The organism is Brachybacterium sp. sponge, assembly GCF_001613775.1.
GTDB lineage: Bacteria > Actinomycetota > Actinomycetes > Actinomycetales > Dermabacteraceae > Brachybacterium > Brachybacterium conglomeratum.
On the sequence record NZ_LRMP01000002.1, the window covers coordinates 396,103 to 419,561 of the forward strand.

At 73.5% G+C, this 23,459-nt stretch carries 19 protein-coding genes and 1 tRNA gene; 14 read left to right on the top strand and 6 right to left on the bottom strand.

What is annotated here, in order from left to right; genetic code table 11:
- Nucleotides 1–117 precede the first annotated feature (117 nt).
- Nucleotides 118–2,277, bottom strand: a complete 2,160-nt coding sequence (locus A4A78_RS09840) for a helicase-associated domain-containing protein (RefSeq protein WP_062948777.1) — start codon at nucleotides 2,275–2,277, stop codon at nucleotides 118–120.
- 64 nt (nucleotides 2,278–2,341) lie between these two features.
- Here A4A78_RS09840 and A4A78_RS09845 point away from each other — a divergent pair.
- A tRNA-Leu gene (locus tag A4A78_RS09845) sits at nucleotides 2,342–2,415 on the top strand.
- 49 nt (nucleotides 2,416–2,464) lie between these two features.
- Complete coding sequence (locus A4A78_RS09850; protein ID WP_062948778.1) at nucleotides 2,465–3,196, top strand: YggS family pyridoxal phosphate-dependent enzyme; 732 nt, start codon at nucleotides 2,465–2,467, stop codon at nucleotides 3,194–3,196.
- Between the two features lie 96 nt (nucleotides 3,197–3,292).
- Here the strand turns inward: A4A78_RS09850 and A4A78_RS09855 are convergent, their stop codons facing one another.
- Nucleotides 3,293–4,384, bottom strand: a complete 1,092-nt coding sequence (locus A4A78_RS09855) for an ROK family transcriptional regulator (RefSeq protein WP_082835285.1) — start codon at nucleotides 4,382–4,384, stop codon at nucleotides 3,293–3,295.
- A 191-nt stretch (nucleotides 4,385–4,575) separates the two neighbouring features.
- Between A4A78_RS09855 and A4A78_RS09860 the strand changes: the two genes are divergently transcribed.
- From A4A78_RS09860 to cls, 7 genes are all read left to right on the top strand, one after another.
- Nucleotides 4,576–5,883, top strand: a complete 1,308-nt coding sequence (locus A4A78_RS09860) for an MFS transporter (RefSeq protein ID WP_062948780.1) — start codon at nucleotides 4,576–4,578, stop codon at nucleotides 5,881–5,883.
- A 329-nt stretch (nucleotides 5,884–6,212) separates the two neighbouring features.
- Nucleotides 6,213–7,346, top strand: a complete 1,134-nt coding sequence (locus A4A78_RS09865; protein ID WP_062948782.1) for a PLP-dependent aspartate aminotransferase family protein — start codon at nucleotides 6,213–6,215, stop codon at nucleotides 7,344–7,346.
- 37 nt (nucleotides 7,347–7,383) lie between these two features.
- Entirely contained in the window at nucleotides 7,384–8,220 is an 837-nt protein-coding gene (locus tag A4A78_RS09870; protein WP_062948784.1) for a transporter substrate-binding domain-containing protein, read from the top strand.
- Between the two features lie 6 nt (nucleotides 8,221–8,226).
- Nucleotides 8,227–8,892, top strand: coding sequence for an amino acid ABC transporter permease (locus A4A78_RS09875; protein WP_062948786.1), 666 nt, complete (start codon nucleotides 8,227–8,229; stop codon nucleotides 8,890–8,892).
- On the top strand, nucleotides 8,879–9,652 hold the full coding sequence (locus A4A78_RS09880) for an amino acid ABC transporter ATP-binding protein (RefSeq protein ID WP_062948788.1): 774 nt from the start codon (nucleotides 8,879–8,881) through the stop codon (nucleotides 9,650–9,652). Before A4A78_RS09875 ends, A4A78_RS09880 begins: the two co-directional genes overlap by 14 nt.
- Nucleotides 9,653–9,827: 175 nt before the next feature.
- Complete coding sequence (locus A4A78_RS09885; protein ID WP_062948790.1) at nucleotides 9,828–10,736, top strand: Bax inhibitor-1/YccA family protein; 909 nt, start codon at nucleotides 9,828–9,830, stop codon at nucleotides 10,734–10,736.
- Between the two features lie 111 nt (nucleotides 10,737–10,847).
- Nucleotides 10,848–12,332 carry a cardiolipin synthase gene (gene cls / locus A4A78_RS09890; RefSeq protein ID WP_062948792.1) on the top strand — a complete coding sequence of 495 codons (1,485 nt, stop codon included), beginning with the start codon at nucleotides 10,848–10,850 and terminating at the stop codon, nucleotides 12,330–12,332.
- Nucleotides 12,333–12,394: 62 nt separating this feature from the next.
- On the opposite strand, the gene A4A78_RS09895 is transcribed toward cls, so the two are convergent.
- The gene (locus tag A4A78_RS09895; protein WP_062948794.1) at nucleotides 12,395–13,192 is read right to left on the bottom strand and encodes a hypothetical protein; all 798 of its coding nucleotides are present in this window, start codon (nucleotides 13,190–13,192) and stop codon (nucleotides 12,395–12,397) included.
- 34 nt (nucleotides 13,193–13,226) lie between these two features.
- The gene (locus A4A78_RS09900; protein WP_062948796.1) at nucleotides 13,227–14,156 is read right to left on the bottom strand and encodes a hypothetical protein; all 930 of its coding nucleotides are present in this window, start codon (nucleotides 14,154–14,156) and stop codon (nucleotides 13,227–13,229) included.
- Between the two features lie 205 nt (nucleotides 14,157–14,361).
- Here A4A78_RS09900 and A4A78_RS09905 point away from each other — a divergent pair, with 205 nt between their 5' ends.
- Nucleotides 14,362–15,237: a bifunctional hydroxymethylpyrimidine kinase/phosphomethylpyrimidine kinase gene (locus A4A78_RS09905; protein WP_062948798.1), complete on the top strand. Its 876-nt coding sequence runs from the start codon at nucleotides 14,362–14,364 to the stop codon at nucleotides 15,235–15,237.
- Nucleotides 15,238–15,357: 120 nt separating this feature from the next.
- Here A4A78_RS09905 and A4A78_RS09910 read toward each other — a convergent pair whose 3' ends face one another.
- Nucleotides 15,358–16,572 carry a glycoside hydrolase family 3 N-terminal domain-containing protein gene (locus A4A78_RS09910; RefSeq protein ID WP_062948800.1) on the bottom strand — a complete coding sequence of 405 codons (1,215 nt, stop codon included), beginning with the start codon at nucleotides 16,570–16,572 and terminating at the stop codon, nucleotides 15,358–15,360.
- Nucleotides 16,573–16,649: 77 nt separating this feature from the next.
- Between A4A78_RS09910 and A4A78_RS09915 the strand changes: the two genes are divergently transcribed.
- The 3 genes from A4A78_RS09915 to A4A78_RS09925 are packed head-to-tail and all read left to right on the top strand — an operon-like array spanning nucleotide 16,650 to nucleotide 21,019.
- Entirely contained in the window at nucleotides 16,650–17,237 is a 588-nt protein-coding gene (locus A4A78_RS09915) for a hypothetical protein (RefSeq protein WP_062948802.1), read from the top strand.
- A gap of 50 nt (nucleotides 17,238–17,287) precedes the next feature.
- Nucleotides 17,288–19,495: a prolyl oligopeptidase family protein gene (locus A4A78_RS09920; RefSeq protein WP_062949816.1), complete on the top strand. Its 2,208-nt coding sequence runs from the start codon at nucleotides 17,288–17,290 to the stop codon at nucleotides 19,493–19,495.
- A 39-nt stretch (nucleotides 19,496–19,534) separates the two neighbouring features.
- A complete protein-coding gene (locus tag A4A78_RS09925; protein ID WP_062948804.1) occupies nucleotides 19,535–21,019 on the top strand; it encodes an alpha/beta fold hydrolase in 1,485 nt (494 codons plus the stop codon).
- An 84-nt stretch (nucleotides 21,020–21,103) separates the two neighbouring features.
- Here A4A78_RS09925 and A4A78_RS09930 read toward each other — a convergent pair whose 3' ends face one another.
- A complete protein-coding gene (locus tag A4A78_RS09930) occupies nucleotides 21,104–22,534 on the bottom strand; it encodes a DUF2079 domain-containing protein (protein WP_231881010.1) in 1,431 nt (476 codons plus the stop codon).
- Nucleotides 22,535–22,598: 64 nt separating this feature from the next.
- On the opposite strand from A4A78_RS09930, the gene A4A78_RS09935 reads away from it, so the two are divergent.
- On the top strand, nucleotides 22,599–23,423 hold the full coding sequence (locus A4A78_RS09935) for a hypothetical protein (RefSeq protein WP_156488599.1): 825 nt from the start codon (nucleotides 22,599–22,601) through the stop codon (nucleotides 23,421–23,423).
- The last annotated feature ends 36 nt before the right edge of the window (nucleotides 23,424–23,459 follow it).

Genomic DNA, 23,459 nt, shown 5'->3' on the forward strand with positions numbered 1-23,459 from the left:
GCGCTGAGGTCGCCCCGTGCCTGGCGAGCGGAATAGTACCCCGATGCGGGAGGTGCTCCGCCATGGGGAGTGCTCCCCATGGACCGATCCGTGACCTGCACCGCCGCAGGGCCGTGCTCAGCCGAGAGTCACCCGGTGCACGAGCACGGTGAACTCCTCCTGGCTGCCGGCTTCGCGGGCCCGCAGCCGCCCGCCCTCGAGGGAGAGCGGGAGGGCCTGCTTGACGACCACGCCGCCCTGCCCGTCGACGATGCCGAGCGGGATCGCGGTGGACCGGGCGATCGCGTCCAGCAGCCGGTCGGTGACGCTGAGGTCGGTGCCGCCCTCCTCGGCGTCGCGGATGCGTGCGACCGCCTCCGCGGCGGGGATCCGCAGCTCCGGGCCCTCGACGGTCACGAGATCGGGATCGACCGGTCCGGGGCGCAGCGAGTGCGACAGCTCCTCGGACACGGGCTTCCCATCGGGGCCGACGGCCTGCGGCGACAGTCCTGCCTGCCGGGCGATCTGCAGGGCGAAGCCCGGATCCGAGAGGGTCACGGCGACGGTCGGCGCGAGACGGTGCAGCCCCAGCGGCACCGCCTCGGACGCGGCCTGCAGCAGGTCCAGCACCTCGGGCTCGGCGGTGAGGACGGTCGAGGCGCGGGAGACCTGCACCCGGCCGTGCCGTCGCTGCTCGTCGCGCAGCAGATAGGTCAAAGCCTGCGGGACGGGGGAGCGGGAGACGTCCTCGAGCAGGGCGAGGAGCGCCTCGGCATCGCGGCCGTCGCCGAGGGCCCGCCGCACCGTGGCGGCGCTGAAGCGGAGCGTGAGCGCGCCGCCGCGGGAGATCACCTCGGTCCAGTCCAGCAGCGGCAGCAGGCGCTCGGCGGGGCGGCCCGGGATCACGGCGGTGAGGTCCGCGTCCAGCAGCACCTCTTCGACCGGGGCGGGGGCGACCTCCTCCAGCGCCGCGGCGAGGCGGGCGTCGGCGGTGGTGATGTCCTCGTCGAGGGCCGGGACCAGTGCCTGGCCGAGCACGGTGAGGCTGCCGCCGTCGAGCACGCCGAGTGCCCGGCCCTCGACCAGCAGCGCCGAGGTCTCCTCCCGCAGCACCTCGGAGGGCACCAGCGGGAACGCCCAGGCGAGCGCCGCGACGAGCGAGTCCTCGGTCGCGTCCACGCCCGGGCTCGTGCGCAGCAGGCGCAGCAGGCTGCCGCGCCGGGTGCGCACGCCGTCGCGTCGGGTGAGGTCCGACAGCAGCGAGCGGCCCGTCCCCGAGGAGTCGGGGGTGCCGACCACGGCGGCGAGGTGGTGCCCGCGCGCCCAGGCCAGCACGAGCTCGGCCCAGCGCTGGGACGGGGGCAGCATCCGGTGCACGTCCCAGTCGCGGGTGGGATGCCACTCCTGGCCGTCGTGCCCGATGAGCCCGGCCTGCCAGGCGCTCTGCAGCACGGTCGCGTGGTCCAGCAGCGGGGCGCCGGCGCGCTCGGCGAGGCGGCGCAGGTCCCGCTGGGGGAGCCCGCCGCGCTTGAGCACCCCGGGCGGGTCCTCGTCGAAGCCGCGCACGGTGCCCAGCAGGCGCAGCGCCTCGAAGGCCCGCTCGACGGCCTGCGCGGTGCGGGAGCCTGGGATCCGCTCGGTGACTTCCGGACCCTCGAGCACGGGGCGCTGCGCCGTGTGGCTGCGACGCACCCTCCCGTCGCGCAGGGCGAGGTGCACGGAGCGGGGGATGTGCAGGCTCTCCCCGTCGGGCTCGACGATCCCGGCCTGGCGCAGCGCGGCGGCGAGCTTCCCGCTGCCGGTGACGGCGCTGGGTCCCCAGGCGAGCGCGTCGAGCGCCGGGCCGAGCCGGTCGCGGGCCGCCTCGACGCGGCGCGCGGCCTCCTCAGCGTCGGGATCGGCGGCGGTCGCGGCGGCGAGCCCGGCCGGGGCGCGCAGGCCGTCGCGCAGCGGCCGCAGCAGGTGCAGCTCGTCCTCGCCCCACACGATCGCGAGGGTGATCAGCCGCTCGAGGGACGGGGCGATCGTCGCCGGGTCGGAGGAGACCGCGGCGGCGAGCGCGGCGGGGGAGGAGCCGTCATCGAGCACGGCGAGCGCCTCGACGAGATGCAGCTCGGGCAGGGTGAGCGAGTCCAGCGCGCGGCGGGCCGACGTGCTGCCTCCGGCGCGCGCGGCCAGGGGGCCGATCCCCCGGGGCAGGGGCGAGGCGAGATCCGGTCGGGCGACGAGCAGGGCCTCGAGGCGGTCGTCGCCGAACCGTCGCAGGGAGTCCGCGAGGGACCGGATCACAGCGGTCATGATGCATTCCAGCATAGGGTGACGCCGCCGCCGGTCGCACCACCGCGAGCGCCGGCGCGTGCACGCCCCCATAGCCCAATCGGCAGAGGCGGCCGCCTTAAAAGCGGCACAGTGCGGGTTCGAGTCCCGCTGGGGGCACCGGATGCCCGCGTGCCGGGCACGCCCGGGATCGGCCACAATGGAGGCCATGACCGCCTCCTCCGCCGACCCCCAGCTCATCGCCCGCCTCGACGAGGTGCTCGGGCGGATCGACGCCGCCGCGGCCCGTGCCGGGCGCGACGGCGCGGAGATCACGCTGCTGCTGGCCACCAAGACCCGCACCCCCGCGCAGATCGCGGAGATGATCGAGCTGCTGCGCGAGCGCGGCCGACGGATCGCGGTGGGGGAGAACCGGGCCCAGGAGATCGCCAAGCACGAGGACCCGTTGCTCGCGGGCAACGGCGTGCCCCGACACTTCATCGGCCGGCTCCAGACGAACAAGGCCCGCGATGTGATCGCCTTCGCCGAGCTCGTGCACAGCGTGGACCGGGACGACATCGCCGACGCCCTCGAGCGCCGGGCCGAGCTCGCGGACCTCCACCGCGACGTGCTGGTGCAGGTCAACACGTCCGGCGAGGAGTCCAAGGGCGGCTTCGCCCCGACCCTCGAGGCGCTCGCGCCGATCGTGGAGCGACTGCGCGGCAGCGAGCACCTGCGCCCCGTCGGCCTCATGACCATCGGGGCGAACACGAGCGACGAGACCGCGGTGCGCGCCTCGCTGCGCTCCCTGCGCGAGCTGCGGGACGGACTGCGCGAGCAGCTCGGGAGCCCCGAGCTCACCGAGCTGTCGATGGGGATGAGCGGCGACCTCGAGATCGCCGTCGAGGAGGGCGCGACCATCGTGCGCGTCGGCTCGGCGCTCTTCGGCCCCCGGGACTGACCCGGCTCCGGCGAGCGGCGTCCCGGCGATCGACCCGACCCCTCGGGTCGACCCCTCCCTCCGGGCCGACGCCTCCTACCGGGCCGGCCCGCCGCGTCACTCGGGGCCGACGAGCACCTGCGGCAGCCCGTACTCGTGCTCGAGCACCTCGCAGGCCGCACCCACGGCGATCAGGTCCGTGCCGCGGGTGGAGAGCATCACCTCGACGTGCACCCACGGCTCGTCGCTGAGCCCGGCGGTCAGCGCCTCGCGGATCGCGTCCATCGACGCCTCGTGCTGCTCGTGGACGGTCCGCCCGCCGAGCACCACGCGGTCCACGTCCACCAGGCGCACCAGGTTCACCACCACCTCGGCGAGGATGCGCGCGGCGACCTCGTCCTCCCCTCGCTCGAGCGCAGCCCGGTGCTCCGTCTGCGCGCAGCCGCGGCGGCCGCAGGGGCAGGGGATCCCGTCCATCCGCACCACGGTGTGCCCGATCTCCCCGGCGTGGGAGTGGGCGCCGCGCACGATCTGGTCGTCCAGGCACAGCGCCGCCCCGAGCCCGTCCTCGACCAGCAGCAGCGCGGCGTTGCGGAGCAGCCCGGGCTGGGACCAGGCCTCGCCCACCAGCGCCGCACGGGAGTCGTGGTCCAGCAGCACCGGCATGCCGAGCTCCTCGGCGAGCAGGCGGCGGATCGGCGCGCCCCGCCAGGGATCGGGGTCGGAGGTGCCGCGGTAGACGCCCTCCTCCCCGTCGACCGGGCCGGGCATCCCGACGCCGACGCCGAGCAGGATCCCCGGACCGACGTCCTGCAGCGCGCGCGCCTCGTCGGCGAGGGTGGCCACCAGCTCGGGCACCGGCTGGAGGCGGCCGATCTCGAGCTCGCGGCGCTCGAGGATCTCCCCGGTGAGATCGACCACGACGGAGTGGAGCCGCGAGCGGGTCAGGTGCAGCCCGATCGCACGCCGCGAGCCGGGGACGATCTCGTACAGGGTCGTGGGCTTGCCGGGGCCCGAGGTCACGGTGCCGGCCTCCTCGATGAGGCCGCGCTCCATCAGCCGCGCCAGGATCTTCGAGATCGCCTGCGGGGTCACCTGCAGCTCCTGGGCGAGGGCGGAGCGGGAGACCGGGTCTCCGCGGCGCGCGACGGCGAGGACGGCGGCGTCGTGCGCGCCCGCCATGCGGTCCAGCGGGGTGGTCGGTCTCACGCGGCCATCCTTGCACGCCACGACGCTGTGACCGGGCAGCAGCGCTCCGAGGCGAGGTGCCGCGCGCCTGTGTGATCCACCAGATCCCCGCCACCCCCTTGACCTAACGCAACAGCGTTTGCTTATTCTTGTGCCCCGGGTCGATGGAGCCCGTCCCCTGACCGTCCGCTCCCGAACTCCGAGGTCCCCTCATGACCCTCCTCGACACCCCGCGCCCCGCCGCCTCCGAGCTCAGCCCTACCCGCGTCCGCCTCGCCCTGCTCGCGATCGCGTTGGGAGGCTTCGGCATCGGCGGCTCCGAATTCGTCTCCATGGGCCTGCTGCCCGGCATCGCCCACGGCCTGCTGCCCGAGATGATGGCCGCCGACCCCGAGGGCGGCATCGCCCGCGCCGGCATCGCGATCACCGCCTACGCCCTCGGCGTCGTCGTCGGCGCCCCCGCCCTGGCGCTCCTCTCGGTGCGCTGGAGCCGCACCACGATGATCATGCTGCTCGCGATCGCGCTCGCCGTCGGCACCCTGCTCTCCGGCGTGATGCCGACCTTCGAGCTCACCGTGCTCGCCCGCTTCGTCGCCGGCATCCCGCACGGCGCCTACTTCGGCGTCGCCTCGCTGCTGGCCGCCTCCCTGATGGGCCCCGGCAGCCAGGGGAAGGGCACGGCGCTCGCCCTGTCCGGGCTGACCGTCGCGAACCTGATCGGCGTCCCGATCCTCACCGCCGTCGGCCAGGCGGCCGGCTGGCGCGTGGTCTACCTGCTGCTGGCCGGCGTGTTCGTCGCGACGTTCGCAGCGCTCTACCTGACCGTCCCGCACCAGGAGAAGGTGATCGGCCGCCGCATGGTCGACGAGCTCGTGGCGCTCAAGCGCCTCCAGCTGTGGATCGTCATCGGCATCGCCGCGGTCGGCTTCTCCGGCGCCTTCGCCGTGTTCAGCTACGTCGCCGACATCACCACCCAGGTCACCGGCGCCCCCGCGAGCTCCGTGCCGTGGGTGCTCGCCGCCGCAGGCCTCGGCATGACCATCGGCAACATCGTCGGCGGCGTGACCACCGACCGCTCCCTGAAGGGCACCCTGCTGATCGGCTTCCCGCTGTACATCACCGCGCTCGTGGTGCTCTTCGCGGTCGCCCACACCTCGCTGACCGCGCTGATCATCGCGTTCTTCGCGGCGAACCTGGTGAACTCCTCGCTGAGCCCCGCGATGCAGACCTGGATGATCCGCATCGCGCACCGCTCCGAGCTGCTGGGCGCCTCGATGAACCAGGCCGCGTTCAACGTCGCCAACGCCCTCGGCGCCACCCTCGGCGGTGCCGTGATCGCCGCGGGCTTCGGCTACGAGGCGCCGATGGTGGTCGCGATCGTGCTGGCGAGCACCGGCTTCGCCATGGTCGTCACCACGCTGATCGCGCTGAAGGTCCGCTCGCGCCGCACCCTGCAGGTGCTCAGCGAGCACGAGGAGACCATCACCGGCTCGATCCCCGTCGTCCCGGCCGGCGTCTGAGCGCGGCGGGCGTCCCGTCGGCGCCCGACCCCGCTGGACCCCCGCCGCGAGGCGACCATCACGGTCGCGGGCCCTCGTGCATCCTCGGGGCCGACGGGCGCCGCGTGCGACGCGCGCGTCGGACCGCCGGTCGCCGGGTCGGCCCCGCAACCTGCCGTGGGGCCGAGGCGCGGCTCGGCGGGCACGGGTCCCACGTCCCTGCCCATAAAGTGATCTTGGGCGTAGTTTCGGCTCCACTTGGGCGTCACAGTCGTTCATCCCACCTGGCTGCCGGGGAGGCGGCGACCTAGTGTGACCGCATCCCCGACGTCCCCCTATGAGGAGCTGCCGTGCACATCCAGACCGCCGCCGTGCACACCCTGCGCGATTTCGAGCACGGAGCCGTCGTCCCACCGGTGCACCTGGCCTCGACCTTCGAGCTCGACCCCGCCACCGAGGACGGCGCCTACGCCTACCAGCGCGGGGCGAACCCCACCCGCGCCCAGCTCGAGCAGGTCCTCGCGGCGCTGGACGGCGCCCGCCACGGCTTCGCCTTCGCCTCCGGCATGGCCGCGACCGCCGCCTCGCTGTCCACCCTCGAGGTCGGCGACGAGGTGATCCTCCCCGCGAGCGTCTACGGCGGCACCTATCGCCTGGTCGACCTCGTGCTGCCGGGACGGGGCATCACCGGCCGCTTCGTCGCGGACCTCGCCGAGCTCACCGACGAGGACTTCACCCCCGCCACCCGCGCCGTGTTCGTCGAGACCCCCGCGAACCCGACCCTGCGCATCACCGACCTGCGCCGCATCGTCGAGCTCGCCCACCGCCACGACGCCCTCGTGATCGTCGACAACACCTTCATGACGCCCGTGCTGCAGAAGCCGCTCGCACTCGGCGTCGACATCGTCGTGCAGTCCGCCACGAAGTACCTCGCCGGCCACTCCGACCTCCTCGCCGGGGCCGTCACCACCGACGACGACGAGCTCGCCGACGCGCTCCGCCTCGCCCAGAAGGCCCAGGGCGGGGTGCTCGGCCCGCAGGACTCCTTCCGCCTGATCCAGTCGATCAAGACCCTCCCGCTGCGCCTGGAGCGCCAGCAGGCCAACGCCGAGGCGATCGTGGAGCATCTTCGCGGTCACGAGCGCATCGCCCGGGTCTGGTACCCCGGCTCGCACAGCGAGGAGGAGGCGCGCCTGCACGACGCCCAGGCCACGGGCCGCGGCGCCGTGCTCTCCTTCGAGCTCGCCGACGGCCTGGACCGCGTCGCCTTCCTGCGCGCCCTGCGCTATCCGGCCTACGCGGTGAGCCTCGGCGGCGTCGAGTCGCTGATCTGCCGCCCCGCCACCATGACCCACGAGGCGATGACCCCCGAGGCCCAGGCCGCGGCGGGCATCAGCACCGAGATGCTGCGCCTGAGCGTCGGCATCGAGGACCTCGCCGATCTCCTCGAGGACCTCGACCAGGCCCTCGACGCCGCCAGCTGACCCGCCCCGACCGCTCCCCACCGCAGAGGACATCACCATGAGCCCCGCTCCGCGCCCCACCCGTCGTCTGGCCCTCGCCCTCGGCGGCACCTCCGTGCTCGCCGTCCTGGCGGCCTGCAGCTCCGAGGGAGGCTCCGGCGCCTCCGACGGCGGCGGCAGCGGCGAGGACGTCCTCGCCCGGATCCAGGAGAGCGGCACCGTGCGCATCGGGCTCGAGGGCACCTACCGCCCCTATGCCTTCCACGACGGCTCCGGCGAGCTCGTCGGCTTCGAGAAGGAGATCGCCGATCGCATCGCCGAGGGGCTCGGGGCGACGCCCGAGTACGTCGAGACCGAATGGGACTCGCTCATCGCGGGGCTCGACGTGGACCGCTACGACCTCGTGGTCAACAACGTCGGCATCACCCCCGAGCGCGAGCAGGTCTACGCCTTCTCCGAGCCCTACGCCCGCTCGATCGGCCGGGTCGCCGTGCCCGAGGACTCCGAGCTGCAGACCCTCGCCGAGCTCGACGGCGTCCGCGCCGCCCAGACCGCGACCAGCAACTGGGCCGCGCAGATGGAGGGCCTCGGCGCCGAGGTCGTGCCCGTGCAGGGCTTCGCCGAGGCGATCGAGCTGGTGCTCCAGGGCCGGGCCGACGCGACGGCGAACGACCTGATCTCCTTCCAGACCTACCAGGAGGAGCACCCGGAGGCGTCCTTCCGCCTCCTCGACGAGGAGCTGCCTGACGACACCACCGTCGGCGTGATCATGCAGCAGGGCCAGGAGCCGCTGCTGACCGAGGTGAACGCGATCCTCGAGGAGATGAAGCACGACGGCTCGCTCACCGCCATCTACGAGGAGTGGGTGGGTCAGGACATCACCCCGGAGGGCTGAGGGACCGTGCCCCGCTTCCTCGAACTGTGGATCGAGTCCCTGCCGCGGCTGCTGGCCGCGCTGGTCGAGATCACGATCCCGCTGTCCCTGCTCTCCTTCGCGATCGCGCTCGTGATCGCGGTGCTGGTGGCGCTCGTGCGGCTGTACGTGCCCTTCCCGCTGAACCTGGTGGCCTGGACGTACGTGCAGGTGTTCCGCGGCACCCCGCTGGTGGTGCAGCTGTTCATCGTCTACTTCGGGCTGCCGCGGATCGGGATCGAGCTGGACGCCTTCCCCGCCGCCGTGATCACGCTCGCGCTGAACACGGGCGCGTACGCCTCCGAGGCCGTGCGCGCCTCGATCCTCTCGATCCCGCGCGGCCAGTTCGAGGCGGCCAGGTCCCTGAACCTCTCGCGCGCGGCGACCTTCCGCCGGGTCGTGGCCCCGCAGGCGATGCGGATCGTGCTCCCGCCGCTGGCCAATGACTTCATCGACCTGGTCAAGGGCACCAGCCTCGTCTTCGCGATCACGCTCATCGACCTGTTCCAGGTGGGCCGGCAGATCGCGGCGACCACCTACGAGCCGCTGATCATGTACACCCTGGTGGCCCTGATCTACCTCGTCGTGGTGTCGCTGCTGAGCCTCGGGCAGAACCAGCTGGAGAGGAAGGTGTCCGCCCATGTCCGCGCCTGAGAACGCTCCCGACGTCCGGCCGCCGCTGAGCGTGGCCGGCCTGCGCAAGACCTTCGGGGAGCTCGTCGCCCTCGAGGGGGTCTCGCTGGAGATCGAGCGCGGTACCACGACGGTGCTGCTGGGCCCCTCGGGCTCGGGCAAGTCCACCCTGCTGCGCTGCCTGAACCTGCTCGAGCAGCCCGATGCGGGGGCCCTCGACCTGGGCGACGGCCCGATCGACGTGGGCGGCAGGCTCCCGGCCCGGACCGTCCGGCAGATCCGCTCCCGCTCGACGATGGTCTTCCAGCAGTTCAACCTCTTCCCGCACCTGACCGCCCTCGGGAACGTCACCCTCGCCCCGATCGAGAACCTGGGCCTGGACCGGGCGGAGGCCGAGACGCGCGGGCGCGAGCTGCTGGGGAAGGTGGGTCTCGCCGACAAGGCGGAGGCCTATCCCGACCGGCTCTCCGGCGGCCAGCAGCAGCGCGTCGCGATCGCCCGGGCGCTGGCCATGGACCCCGACGTGCTGCTGTTCGACGAGCCGACCTCCGCGCTGGACCCCGAGCTGGCCGCCGAGGTGGTCGCGGTGCTCTCCGACCTCGCCGCCGAGCACCGCACCCTCGTGGTGGTCACCCACTCGCTCGCCTTCGCCCGACGGGTCGCGGACCGGGTGGTCTTCCTCGAGGACGGGCGGATCCTCCAGGACGGCAGCCCGGAGGAGTTCTTCTCCAGCACTGACGAGCGCCTGCGCCGCTTCCGCGAGGTGATCAGCTCCGTCTGAGCCGCGGCGAGGCCTCGACGGGACGGGGGAGGGGTCACGCTTCGCTCACGGCGCAGGCCGTGCCCAGGCATATCTCGGGAACGGCCGATAGGCTGAACCGGTCGGTCCGGTGGACCCTCCCGCAGATCCGTGGGCGCCGCCGTCGACCCCCGACCATTCCCACGTGAGGAGTCACATGGCACGCCACAACATCGTGTTCGGCCGTGACCAGGCAGTGCAGCAGGGCGGCAGCGCGTACAACGGCCCCCGCTTCGGCCAGGCCGCGCAGACCGGACCCGCCCCCGACACCCAGTGGTCCTCCGGTTTCGACCGGCAGGGCGGCGACCAGCTCGAGGCGATGTACGCCCGGCCGTCCGCCACCGGCCACGACACCGGCCGCATGACCATGCGCGATGCGCTCAACGCCATCAGCGCCACCCTCGGCGTCATCGTCGTGGTCGGCTTCGCCGTCGCGATGCTGCCGCTCGCCCTCGGCCTCGTCGCCGGCACGCAGGGCATCCAGATCGGTCTCGCGGTCACCGGTGTCCTGACCCTCGTCGGCGTCATCGGCGGGCTCGTGGCCTCGCTGATCAACATCTTCAAGAAGAAGCCCTCGGCGATCGCGGTGCTCGCCTACGCAGCCTTCGAGGGCATGTTCCTCGGCGGCATCACCGGCAGCCTCGAGTGGGCGGCGGGCGGCGCTTACCGCGGCATCGGCCTGCAGGCCGTGCTCGGCACCCTCGCGGTGGCCGCCACCGTGCTGATCCTCTTCCGCGTCGGCATCCTGCGCACCTCCCCGCGCCTGAACAAGATCTTCTTCGTCGCGATGGTCGCGTACCTGCTCTTCGGCTTCGTGAACATCGGCTACCTGCTGCTCTCCGGGCAGAGCCTGCGCGACGGCCTGCTCGGCCTCGTCATCGGCGGCATCGCCGTCGTCATGGCCTCCTACTCGCTGGTGATGGACTTCGAGGACGTCCAGCGCTCCGTCGAGGCGGGGGTGTCGCGGAACTACGCCTGGCGCCTCGGCTTCGGCATCGCCGTGACCATGGTGTGGCTGTACATCGAGGTGCTGCGGATCCTGATGATCCTGCGCGGCAACGACTGACGCCACCGCGCGGCGTCGCCGGCGTCGCACTCCGTATGCTGAACGGCGGGTCCCCTCGGGGGCCCGCCGTTCCGCCTTCCGGGGACCCGACGACGCAGGAGGAGACCGCCGATGGGACTGTGGCAGTGGGTGCTCGACAACTGGGCCCTGGTGTGGACCTATCTCTACGTCGGCATCGATGTCGTCCTGCGGCTGATCAGCCTCGTCGTCGTCCCCCGGAACCGTCGGCCCGGCTCGGCGCTCGCCTGGCTGCTGGCGATCATGGTGCTGCCGATCGTCGGCTTCCCGCTGTTCCTGCTGCTGGGCCGCTCCCAGCTCCCGAAGCGCCGGCTCGCGAAGCAGAAGGCCGTGAACCGGCTGCTGCGGGTGCGGGCCCACGAGATCCCCGACAGCGAGCTCGACGAGGACGCGCCCAGCTGGCTGCAGTCCGCCGTGCAGCTGAACCGCGAGCTCGGCGCCTTCCCGCTGACCGGCAACAACTCGGCCGAGCTCGAGATCGACTACGACACCTCGATCGCGCGGATGGCGGAGGACATCCGCACCGCGCGCGAGAGCGTCCACGTGCTCTTCTACATCATGGGCCTCGACGAGGCCACGGAGGACTTCTTCGAGGCGCTCGCGGAGCGGGCCGACGCCGGCGTGACCGTGCGGGTGCTGTACGACCACTGGGGCGCGGTCAGCCACCGCGCCGTGTACCGTGCGATGCGGGAGAAGCTCGACGCCCACGGCATCCAGCACGCCCCGATGATGCCGATCCGTCTGTTCCGCGACGGCGCCTTCCAGCGCCCGGACCTGCGCAACCACCGCAAGATGGTGATCGTCGACGGCGAGATCGGCTGGATGGGCAGCCAGAACCTCATCGCCGCCCACTACGACAAGCCAGCGAACATCCGCCGCGGCCTGCACTGGCAGGAGACGATGGCCCGCTTCCGCGGCCCGATCGTCTCGGAGCTGAACCTGCTGTTCGCCTCCGACTGGTACTACGAGTCCGACGAGATGCTCGACGAGCAGACGCTGGTGCGGCCCTCGCCGGACACCTCCGGCACCTACGAGTGCCAGCTCGTGCCCAGCGGCCCCGGCTTCGTCGCGGAGAACAACCTGCTGCTGTTCAACCAGCTGTTCTACTCGGCGACCCGGCGCATCGTCGCGGTCTCGCCCTACTTCGTGCCCGACGAGTCGATGCTCTCCGCCCTCATCACCGCCGCGCGGCGCGGGGTCGAGGTGGAGCTGTTCGTCTCCGAGATCGGCGACCAGTTCCTCGTCTTCCACGCCCAGCGCTCCTACTACTCGACGCTGCTGGAGGCGGGGGTGAAGATCTGGCTCTACCGCGCCCCGACGATCCTGCACGCCAAGCACGTCACCATCGACGACTCGGTCAGCGTGATCGGCTCCTCCAACATGGACATGCGCTCGTTCCTGCTGCAGATGGAGTGCTCGCTGATGGTGGGCGGCACCGACTTCATGGAGAAGATGTGCGAGGTGGAGGACACCTACCGCTCCCGCAGCCGGCAGCTGACGCGCGAGGAGTGGGAGTCCCGTCCCCGCACCATGCAGGTCATCGACAACCTCTGCCGCCTCGCCTCCTCCGTGGTCTGAGGGAGCGCCCGGGCCGGACGGCGAGCCCTGGCCCAGGGGAGGACCCGGGCGAGGGGAGGAGCTCAGGAGACGCCGGTGAGGGACTCCAGGGCCTCGGCGGCGGCCTCCTCGTGCTCGGCGACGCCGACCGCGGTCTCGAGCATGAACACGCTCGGGCCCTGCGGGGTGTCCAGCACGATGACCGTCAGGCTGGTCGCGGAGGTCTTCTCCATCGGGGCCTTCGCGAAGTTCACGGTGGCGGTGGTGCGATAGCCGGGCAGACCCGCGATCGTCACCGGTTCGGTGACCTGGTCGTCGAGCGTGCGCCCCTCGGTGTCGCCCCAGATCGACGCGGCGAAGTAGCACGCGACGATCTTCTCGGAGGCGACCTCGTCGCCCGGGTACTCGATGCCGGGCTGCCACTCGACGGCGCCGACGAACATCCCCGAGTACCAGCCGTCCTCGACCTGCGCGTAGGCGCCCTGGGCGTCGTTCATGTAGGCGACGCCGCGGGGCGTCTGCCGCTGGTCGTAGACCGCGGGCGGGATGAACTGCAGGCCCCCGCCGCGCAGTTTCCCGGAGGGGTTCTCGCCGGCGCGCTCCATGGTCTCCGGCTGCCAGCAGCGCTCCTCCTCGACCTCGCCCGTCGGCGTCGCCGATGCGCTCGCCGAGGCGCTCGACGGATCCGTCGCGGTCGTGGTCCCGCCGGAGGAGGGATCGCCGCCGTTCCCGCGGAGCACGAGATAGCCGATCGTCCCGCCGACGATCAGCAGGAACACCGCGGCGAAGGCGATCCCGCCGATCAGCAGCGGCGTCGCCCGTCCGCCGCCCCCGCCGGGGGTGGTGGGCCGGGTGGAGGTGAACTGCGGTCCGGTGTGCACGGCTGCTCCTGCAGGGGTATCGGGACGCGGTCGGTCACTCGACGACGTCGAGGCTCGCGATGATGTCCTCGAGGTTCTGGACATGCTCGGGCTGGTCGGCGGCGACGTCGCTGGCCAGGGCGCTGGGGCCGTTCGGCGTCTCGACGACGACCGACGTGACGATCGAGGCGCTCGAGGTGTCCAGCACCTCGGGGTCCTCGAAGTGGTAGGTGGCCTGGACGATCCAGGCGGCGGTGCCGTCCACCGTCATCACCTCGGAGCGGTAGTCGGTCACCTCCGGGTGCTCGCCGAAGTGGGAGACGACCCCGGAGGTGGTCGCGTAGCACTGGAAGATCGCGACGGCCGCGGCCTCCAGGCCGGGATAGCCGCCCTCGTCCTCGGGGAAGGTGACCCGGCCGAGGTTCACGACGCTGTACCAGCTGCCCTCGACCCGTCGGCCGTCGGCCGCGAGCTCGGTGAGATAGGGCAGGGAGTGGACGGCCCAGCCGTCGCCCCAGCCCTCGGGGCTGGTGTACTCCAGCCCGCCGCCGCGCACCTTCCCGGCGCCGGAGGGCTGCGGCGGGGTCGTGTTCTGCGGGACCGTGCACTCGGTGGTGGGGGCCTGGGTGAAGATCGGCGGGGGAGGGGCGATGTCAGGGTCCTCGGGATCGGGGACGTACTCGGACTGGCCCTCGGCGCTGCGGGGCCCGGTCGAATAGGCCGACGGCTCCGGATCCTCGAGCACGGAGCGGAAGACGGTCTGGGAGAGGATCAGCGCCAGCATGAGCAGGATCACGACCGAGCCGCCGATCACGGCGATCATCGTCAGCCGGGTGCGGTGCCGGGCGCGCTCGCTCGGCTCGCCGAGGGTCGCCGGCCCGTGGTCCTCGCCGAAGTCGGGGAGTCCCGTCGGGGAGGACGAGGAGGCGAAGTCGGGCAGGGGGGCGCTCTGGGGCGCGCCCTCGCCGTGCGGCTCCTGCGTCATCGGCACCTCCCCTGTCCCGGGCCCTGTCCCCGGTCGCCTCCCGGCGGGGTCCCCGTGACCCCCGTCCGGGGGAGATTGTCCCACGACTGGGCGCGTCCGCCGGGCACCCGGGCCGCCGCGTCCCGGCAGGGGGATGCCAGGCACGGTTGGTACTCTCCGCTCACGGGTCACCCGGGACCCGGTCCACTCGTCGGATGGAGATCGCATGCGCCCGCCCCTCGTCCTGTCCATCGCCGGATCGGAGTCCGACGGCGCCGCCGGCGTCCAGGCGGACCTGAAGACCTTCACGGCGCTGGGCTCCTACGGTGCGAGCGCCGTGACGATGGTGGTCTCCGCGTCCCCGCAGGGCGTGCGCGGGGTGCACCCGCTGCCGGCCGAGGTGGTGCGCTCCCAGATCGACGCGGTCTCCGAGGAGCTGCTGCTGGACGCGACGAAGATCGGCTCGCTGGGCAGCGCCGCCGTGGTCGCCGAGGTCGTGGCCGCGCTGCGCGCCCATCGCGAGCGCTTCGGCACCGTGGTGCTGGACCCGGTGATGGTCAGCGCCGACGGGACGGCGCTGATCTCGGCGGAGGGCGCCGCGGCGATCGAGCACGACCTGCTCCCGCTCGTGGACGTGCTGGTGCTGACCATGACGGAATCCGCGCAGCTGCTGCGCCGGGCGGTGGCGACCTCGATCGAGGAGATGCGCGATCAGGCGCTCGCGCTCGTCGCGAAGGGGCCCCGGTCCGTCCTGATCACGGGCGGCTCGCTCCCGGGCGACGAGGTCGTGGACGTGCTGGTCCATCCCGGCGGCACGGACCTGCTGCGGGCGCAGCGGATCGAGGGACGGGCGCTGCGCGGGGCGGGCACGACCCTGTCGGCCGCGCTGACGGCGCAGCTCGCACGGATCGCCGAGTTCGACCGGGCGGGGGAGCTGCAGGAGATCGGCGAGTCGGGCACGGACGACGACATGCCCACGATCGTCGCCTCGGCGCGCGAGTTCGTGGCCAGCGCGACCGAGAACGCGCAGGACTGGCGCCTCTCCCGCACCGCCGGCGGCCACGGCCCGGTGAACCACCTCATCACCCTCGGCAAGGACTGAGCGACGTACTGGCGAGGGACGAGCCGGTAGGAGCTCGGGCGAAGGGACAGGACTGAGCCGGGCGGAGCGCCCGGCCGGGCCGCTCGGAAGCGCGGGGCTGCTTCCTGGCGCCGCGCGCGGTCAGAGCAGTCCCAGCTCCTCCTTCAGGGCGAGCATGCGGCCGGCGGACTCCCGCACCCGCTGCTCCTGCTCCTCGCCGCGCCCTGCCCATTCCTCGATCGCGTCGACGAGCTCGCCGGTCAGGGACGGGTCGGCGGTGAGCACCGCGTCGCCGCCTGCCTCGAGCAGCCGGGTCGCGCGCTCGGCGACGGGGACGTCGGCGACGGCCTGCGCGGCGCCGATGTCGTCGGTGACCACGAGCCCCTCGAAGCCGAGGCCGTCGCGCAGCAGGTCCTGGATCGCGGCGGCGGAGAACATCGCCGGGACGTCCGGCTCGATCCGCGGGTAGATCGCGGAGGACATCATCACCAGCTGCGCGCCGGCGTCGATCCCGGCGCGGAAGGACTCGAGGAACGGGTCCTCGGGCCCGGTGGTCGCATCCTCGATCCCCTCGGCGGAGAAGTCCGTGTTCTGCTCCACCCGGCCCAGGCCCGGGAAATGCTTCAGCGTCGCGCCGATGCCCTGCTCGGAGAGCGCCTCGACCGCGGTGGCCACGCAGTCGGCGACCTGCTCGGGATCGGTGCCGAAGCCGCGGTCCAGGCCGCCCACGGGCTCGTTCGCGTCGCCGAGCTCCGGGTCGACGACGTCGGCGACGGGGGAGAGGGCCACGTGCAGCCCCCGCGCGGAGAGGTCCTCGCCGATGCTCGTGTACGCGTCGGCCACCGCCTGCGGACCCTCGGCGCCGAGGGTCTCGGCCGAGGCCGTCTCCCGTGCCGCGTCGCCCCGCAGCATCCGCACCTGGCCGCCCTCCTGGTCCACGGCCAGCAGCGGCGGCAGCTCGGGGCGGGCGAGCGAGAAGGCGGAGTCGACGACGGCGTCGACCTGCTCGGCGCTCTCCCACACCTGCAGCAGGAAGATCCCTCCGGCGTGGTGCTCATCGAACGTCGAGGTCGGGATCTCGGAGCCGGCGGCGATGCCGACGAGGACCAGCTGTCCGGCGACCTCGCGCGGCGAGAGCCCCTCGAGCAGCTGCTCGGCCGCGCTCGGCGGGGCGGTCGTCGTCGGCTCCTCGCTGTCGGAGGGATCGCCGTCGGACGGGGCGGTGCCGCCGTCTCCGCCGTCGGAGGGGGCCGCGCCCCGGTCGTCGCTGCCCGGGGACGCGGGGTCCTCTCCAGGGCCGGTGCAGGCGGCGAGAGCGGCCGCGGGGGCGAGGGCGAGCAGGTGACGACGTCGCATCCCGCCAGTGTTCCATGCGCGCAGCGGGCCTGTCGGACCGGGTGCCCGGGCCCCGCGCTCGCCGTATCGTGTCCTCCATGAGCGACCAGATCCTCCCGCAGGACCATCCGCACGCCGCCCGGCTCGAGAACGGCACCGGCACCTCGCTGGCCGAGTGGACGGACCGGCTCGACGAGGCCGGCGGCCGGGACCTCGACCACACCGCGATCGCCCGGCTCCTGGTGGAGCGCTGGGACGTGGAGGGATGGTGGGCGCAGGGCGTCACCGTCGCCTACGAGCAGGTGATCGGGCGCCGCGTGGTGGGGCAGAGCTGCGACGGGGACTTCTCCGCCTCCGCCTCCCGCACCGTCCCCGGTACGCCGGCCCAGGTGCGCGACCGCTGGGACGCGTTCATGACCGATGCCCGCCGTGACGGCCTCGGGCTCGAGGAGCCCTCGCTCAGCGACACGGACAAGTGGCGCTACTGGCGCGCGGCCGTCGCCGACGGCAGCCGCGTCTCGGTGAACATCGCCGCGAAGGACGAGGGGCGCAGCACCCTCGGCATCGAGCACAAGGGCCTGGAGACGGCCGACGCGCGGACCGCCTGGAAGGACGCCTGGAAGGGCGTGCTCGGCGAGTTCACCGCGCTCCCCGACGCGCAGAGCACCGGGCAGGGCGACCGGTGACCGGCCCCGCCCCGACGACCGACCGCACCTCGACCACGGAGATCCCCTCGATGACCGACAGCACCGACCAGGCCGAGCGCACCGCGCAGCTCCCCGCGCCCGACGGCAGCACGGACCCGCACGCCTGGCTGGAGGATGTCACCGGCGCGGAGGCGCTGGACTGGGTGCGCGAGCGCAACGCCCGTGCCGAGTCCGCGCTGGAGAGCGTCCGGGACCCCGCCGACCCCGACGGCGCCCCGCTCGCGGAGACCCTGCAGGGACAGATCCGGGAGATCCTCGACGCGAAGGACCGCATCCCCGGGGTCACGAAGCGCGGCGAGCACCTGTACAACGTCTGGACCGACGCCGAGCACGAGCGCGGGCTGTGGCGCCGCACCACGATGGAGTCCTACCGCACGGACGAGCCCGAGTGGGAGATCCTGCTGGACGTCGACGCGCTGAACGAGGCCGAGGGCGAGGACTGGGTGTGGCACGGCGCGCGCCTGCTCCGCCCCGCGGGCCTGGCCGACGGGGAGCCCTACCGCCGCGCCCTGGTCGCGCTCTCCCACGGCGGCTCCGACGCGGACGTCACGCGCGAGTTCGACCTCGAGACCCTCTCCTTCGTCCCCGAGTCCGAGGGCGGCTTCGTGCGCCCCGAGGCCAAGGGCTCCCTGTCCTGGATCGACGAGGACACCGTCTGGGCCTGCACCGACTTCGGCGAGGACACCATGACCAGCTCCGGCTACGCCCGCCAGGCCCGGATCTGGCGACGCGGGACGCCGCTGGCGGAGGCCGAGCTCGTCCACGAGATCCCCGCCTCGGACATGGCGGTCTTCGCCGCGCAGGACCACACCCCCGGCTGGGAACGGGACTGGATCGTCGAGGCGCACGCCTTCTACGACCAGACCGTGCACGTCGTGGACCGCTCCGCGACCCCGCCGGAGCTGACGACGATCGAGGTTCCCCGCGACCTCGAGGCGACCGCGCACAGGGACCTGGGGATCTTCAGCCCCCGCAGCGCCTGGCAGGTGGGGGAGGACGTCTACCCGGCCGGATCCCTCGTCGTCGGCGACTTCGCCCGCTTCCAGGCCGGTGAGCCGGAGCTGCACATGCTCTTCGAGCCCACCGCCTCCACCTCGCTGGCGGACATGACGATCACCCGCACCGCCGTGGTCCTCTCCATCCTCGAGGACGTCGTGCACCGCCTCGAGGTCCACACCCGCGACGAGCACGGGCAGTGGGTGCGCCGAGATCTGTACCCCGAGCTGCGCGGCTCGATCGGCGTCTCCGCGGTCGACGCCGACGAGAGCGACGAGATCTGGGTGACCGTCACCGACTTCATCGAGCCGACGGCGCTGCTGCTCGGGGACCTTGCCGAGGTCGCCGGCGGCGGCGAGCCGACGGACCTCGAGCCGGTGAAGTCCGCGCCGGCCCGCTTCGACGCCGAGGGGCTCGAGGTCACCCAGCACTTCGCGACCAGCGACGACGGCACCCGCATCCCGTACTTCGAGATCTCCCAGGTGCGCCAGGAGGGGGAGGAGCCCGGCCCGCGTCCCACCCTGCTCTACGGCTACGGCGGCTTCGAGATCTCCCTGACCCCGTCCTACCTCGGCGCGATCGGGAAGACCTGGCTCGAGCGCGGCGGCACCTACGTGCTCGCCAACATCCGCGGCGGCGGCGAGTACGGCCCTGCCTGGCACCAGGCGGCGCTGAAGGAGGAGCGCCATCGCGCCTACGAGGACTTCTCCTCGGTCGCGAAGGACCTCGTCGAGCGGGGCGTCACCGACCGCGACCACCTCGCGGTGCGCGGCGGCTCCAACGGCGGCCTGCTCACCGGCAACATGCTCACCCAGTACCCCGAGCTGTTCGGCGCGGTGATCATCCAGGTGCCGCTGCTGGACATGAAGCGCTACAGCCACCTGCTGGCCGGAGCGTCGTGGATGGCGGAGTACGGCGACCCCGACACCGAGGACTGGGAGTTCATGCGCACCTTCAGCCCGTACCACCTGCTCTCCGAGGAGCGGGCCGCGGACTACCCGCCCACCTTCGTGCTCACCTCCACCCGCGACGACCGCGTCCATCCCGGCCACGCCCGGAAGTTCACCGCGGCGCTCGAGTCGCTCGGCGCCGACGTGCGCTCCTGGGAGAACATCGAGGGCGGGCACGGCGGCGCGGCGAACAACGAGCAGGTGGCGCGGATGAACGCGCTGCTGTACACCTTCCTGTGGGACACGATCGGCAGTGCGACGGGCAGCGGTGCGACGGGCGGCGACGCATGAGACGCCCCGTGCCCCGTCGGACGCGATGAGAGGACGGCGATGAGCGAGGAGCCCCGCACCTCCCGGACCCCCACGTCCGGGCTGCCGGCCCTGCCCCTGCCCCGGCGGATCGCGCCCTGGGCGCGGCCGGTCGAGATCATCGAGCGCGCCACCCAGGACGAGCTGCTGCAGATCCGCAACGACCTCATGACCGTCTACCGCGAGGTGGAGGGGGAGGGGCCGGAGCTGTTCCCGCTGCGCTACGCCCGCGCGACCCCGCGCCGTCCCCGCCGGGTGCGGGGAGCGGACGGGAGCCCGCCGCCCGAGTCCCTGACCCCCGAGGTGCCGGTCCTGATCCTGCCCGACGGTCCGGCGCGGGCCTCGGTGCTGCCCTACGACGTGCTGCGCCGCAGCCTCGCCGCGCGCGGGGTGGACGTGCTGATGATGGAGCATCGCGGCGTCGGCTTCTCTCGGCTGGACGCCGTCGGGGAGGACCTGCCCGCCCGGGCGATCACGCTGCGGGAGGTGGTGCGGGACGTGCTCGCCGTGCTCGACCACGCCGGCGTCGAGCGGGCGGCGCTCGTCGGCACCGGCTACGGCGCCCAGCTCGCCCAGATCCTCGCGATCCTGCACCCGGAGCGGGTGCACTCCCTGGTGCTGGACTCCCCGCGCAGCGCCGCGACCGACGAGCTGGTCGCCCAGCGACGTCTGCGCGAGCTGTACTGGGACGGCGGCGAGGCGACCACCTCGTCCACCGCCGCCGTGCTGCGTCGCCTCGCCGCGGAGGGGAAGGTGGAGGCCTCCCGCGCCGGCCCCGTCGTGCTCGCCGTCCACGAGCACGGAGGACCGGCCGCGGTGCGCGATCTCGTGGACCTGCTCGCCGTCGGTCGCGGCTCCCTGACCTGGTCCAGCGTGCGGAAGGTGCTGAACCGGGCCTGGCTCGAGTCGACCCCGTTCGTGGTCGAGCACGACCTCGTGGCCCGTCTCGTGCACACGGAGCTCGGGTACGGGGCGTACGCCGACGGGGGGCCGCTGGACCCGCTGCTGCTCACGGGCGAGGAGCGCCGGGCCGTGCCGCCCTTCGCGCGCGAGCCGATCGACCTGCACGCCCTCGCCCCCGCGATCACCGCCCCGACCCTGGTGATCTCGGGGAGCCAGGACCTGGTCAGCCCGACGCAGGTCGCCCGGGAGGTCGCCGGGCGGATTCCCGGCGCGCAGCTGCTGGAGATCCGCGGCGCGGGCCACTCGATGCTCGACACCCGCAGCCGCATCCTCCAGATCGCGGCGCGCTGGAGCGCCTGCGGGGTCGCGCACCGGCTGCCCGAGCACGCCGCGGAGCTCGCGGCGCTGCCGGTCTCCGCGAGCGACCGGGCCCTCTCACGGGGCCTGCAGATCGCGCTGGCGGCGGAACGGCACTCGCCGTGGCGGCTCCGGCTCGAGTCCGCGCGGGCGGAGCGGGAGCGGCACCTGCTGGAGCGGGCGCAGGCGACCTCCCGAGGTCAGCGGGGCCGACGCACCGGCACCGTCCGGGAGGACCCCGTCTGACGAGCACCGCCGGCCCGGTCCGACGAGCCCCGACCGACCGGCTCTCCGAACCCGCCCCGACCGACCGGCCCTCCGGCGCTCGGCTCAGGCCCGGCAGGCCACCGTGAAGCCGCCCTCGTCGAACACCGCCCGGTACTCGGCGCCCCAGCGCTGCTGCGCCCAGACCGCCAGGTCATCGGGCGGCATCGAGTTCCAGGAGAACGCGTACCAGTCCCCGAGCACGCAGTCGGGGACGCGGTCGTTCGGGCCGTGCAGCCACTGCACGTCGTGGTCGGGCACGGCCTGGGCGAGGAGCGTGATGTCCGCTGCGAGGACCGCGTCGTCGGGCACCGCCTCGAGCGCGGCCTGCGCGGGCTCGGCCCGCCACGTCGGCTCCCACTGCTGCGGGCGCAGCACGTCCAGCACGGGCATCTGGGGGCCGAGCACCAGCGTGACCGCGGCGCACAGCGCGACCGCGGCGGTCCGCACCGGCCTGGGCGGCCGCGGCGCGTCCCGGCGCAGCCAGGACGTGGCACACCCGGTGCGGCGGTCGCCGAGGGCGTCCAGCAGGGCCGCGAGCGCGATCGGCATGAGCACGGCGTTGTAGTGCCAGTACCAGTCCCAGTAGAACTCGACCGTCCCGGTGAAGCGCCACGCGAGGGTCGGCACCATCAGCCAGATCAGCGGCGAGCGGGCGCCGATCCCGCCGGCGAGCGCGAGAAGCATCAGCACGGTCAGCCACTTCACCGGAGGCCAGATCACGTCCAGCGGCGAGCCGAGGTTGTCGGTGTAGTCGTACTGCCCGGCGGTGTTCAGCGCCGGGAGGATCACGAAGGTCGCCAGCACGAACCACATCGCGCCCCAGGAGGCGAGCAGCACGCCGAGCGGGCGGTGCTCCCTGCCCCGCAGCGCGATCACGAGTCCGAGCACCGCGACGGTCAGCCCCAGATCCTCCTTGACCAGCACCAGCGGCGCCGCCCACAGCGCCGCGGCGAGCACCCTCCCACGCAGCAGGGCGGTCAGCGAGAAGGCCAGCAGGGGCACGGCGAGCGCGATCTCGTGGAACTGCACCGCCGCCGCGGACTGCAGCCCGAAGGAGAAGACGTAGGCGGCGCCCGCCACCGTGCCGAGGCCCGCTCCGAGCCGGTCGATCGCGAGACGGGTCAGCGGGATCGCGGAGATCCCGAACAGCAGCGCCTGGGTCCACAGCAGCGCCTCGCCGCTGGGCCAGATCCACCACACCGGCGCCAGCAGCGCGAGCAGCGGATGGAAGTGGTCGCCCAGCAGGTTCACCGCATCGCCCTTGATCGGCACGATCGGGGCGCGCAGCTCCCCGTAGGCGCGGAGGAGCTGGGTGAAGATCCCCAGGTCCCAGGACTTCGCGACGAGGTTCCGGAACTGCTGGCTGCCCAGCAGGCCATAGGCGAGGGTGCCGGCGAGCGCGAGCAGCGCGGGCACCAGGAGGCGCAGGCGCGTCGGCTCGGCGGGCTCGGGAGCGGGGCGCGCCCGGCGGGAGATCTCGGGTGCCTGGCTCACAGAGGAGAGGGTAGTCGCCGCGGACCGCACGTCGATCCCGCCCCGCGGGCTCTAGACTCCGAGCATGATCTCGCTGACCAGGGCACGGATGCTCCGAGTCGCCGCCGGTGCCGGCGCCGTCGGGGCGCTGTCGCTCGTCGAGCCGCGTCGGCTGGGGCCGCTCGCGCACGGCGCCTACCGGGTGGGCGTCGCCGCGGCGACCGCCGCGCTCGTCGCGGACTCCTCCCGCTACGACCTGCCGGTGCTGGACCCGGTGCGGGACGGCGTCGTCGCCGGCGGCGTGACGCTGGGGCTGATGGACGTGCTCGAGAGCTTCGACGCCCGGATGGTCGACGTCCTGCGCGGGCTCGGGATGACCCGGCCCCGCCTCGCGCTCGCGGCGCTGGGCGCGGCGGGTACCGCGGCCGTGATCGCGCTGCCGCACCTGGGGGACCCCGACCGCGGGTGGTCGCTGCGCGAGGAGACCTTCGGGGAGCCCGCCGGTGTGCCGCTGCCCTCCGAGGCGCGGGCCCTGATCGCCGCGCTCCTGGCCGACGCCCCGGACGCCCCGGCCCCGCCGGGGGCGGAGGCGCTGCGCGAGCAGCTCGAGACCGCACGGGTCCTCGACACCGGCGGGGTCGGCGCGGACCTGCAGCTCGTGGTGGAGGATCCCCGGCGCCTCGCGGTGCCGCGCCAGCAGCAGTGGCCGGTGCGCGGCGAGTTCCTCCGCGGCGGGATCCGCTACGAGCTCGAGCTCCAGATCGACGGGGGCCGGCTCGGGATGCTCTCGGTGATGGTCCCCGACGAGGAGCCCCGGCTCGAGCACGCCCTCTCCCAGCTCGCCTCCCCGGCCTTCGTGCTGCCCGACCCGGACCGGATCGCGCTGCGCCGGGAGACCGAGGCGCCCTGAGCCCTGCGCCCTGAGCCCTGAGCCCGGAGGCCGAGC

Bases quoted from the DNA above. Each gene is read 5' to 3' on its own strand.
- A4A78_RS09870 (WP_062948784.1), top strand. From the start codon at position 7,384: ATGAGCCCCGCTCCGCGCCCCACCCGTCGTCTGGCCCTCGCCCTCGGC.
- cls (WP_062948792.1), top strand. From the start codon at position 10,848: ATGGGACTGTGGCAGTGGGTGCTCGACAACTGGGCCCTGGTGTGGACC.
- A4A78_RS09885 (WP_062948790.1), top strand. From the start codon at position 9,828: ATGGCACGCCACAACATCGTGTTCGGCCGTGACCAGGCAGTGCAGCAG.
- A4A78_RS09920 (WP_062949816.1), top strand. From the start codon at position 17,288: ATGACCGACAGCACCGACCAGGCCGAGCGCACCGCGCAGCTCCCCGCG.
- A4A78_RS09935 (WP_156488599.1), top strand. From the start codon at position 22,599: ATGATCTCGCTGACCAGGGCACGGATGCTCCGAGTCGCCGCCGGTGCC.
- A4A78_RS09905 (WP_062948798.1), top strand. From the start codon at position 14,362: ATGCGCCCGCCCCTCGTCCTGTCCATCGCCGGATCGGAGTCCGACGGC.
- A4A78_RS09840 (WP_062948777.1), bottom strand. From the start codon at position 2,277: ATGACCGCTGTGATCCGGTCCCTCGCGGACTCCCTGCGACGGTTCGGC.
- A4A78_RS09850 (WP_062948778.1), top strand. From the start codon at position 2,465: ATGACCGCCTCCTCCGCCGACCCCCAGCTCATCGCCCGCCTCGACGAG.
- A4A78_RS09860 (WP_062948780.1), top strand. From the start codon at position 4,576: ATGACCCTCCTCGACACCCCGCGCCCCGCCGCCTCCGAGCTCAGCCCT.
- A4A78_RS09910 (WP_062948800.1), bottom strand. From the start codon at position 16,572: ATGCGACGTCGTCACCTGCTCGCCCTCGCCCCCGCGGCCGCTCTCGCC.
- A4A78_RS09880 (WP_062948788.1), top strand. From the start codon at position 8,879: ATGTCCGCGCCTGAGAACGCTCCCGACGTCCGGCCGCCGCTGAGCGTG.
- A4A78_RS09915 (WP_062948802.1), top strand. From the start codon at position 16,650: ATGAGCGACCAGATCCTCCCGCAGGACCATCCGCACGCCGCCCGGCTC.
- A4A78_RS09925 (WP_062948804.1), top strand. From the start codon at position 19,535: ATGAGCGAGGAGCCCCGCACCTCCCGGACCCCCACGTCCGGGCTGCCG.
- A4A78_RS09900 (WP_062948796.1), bottom strand. From the start codon at position 14,156: ATGACGCAGGAGCCGCACGGCGAGGGCGCGCCCCAGAGCGCCCCCCTG.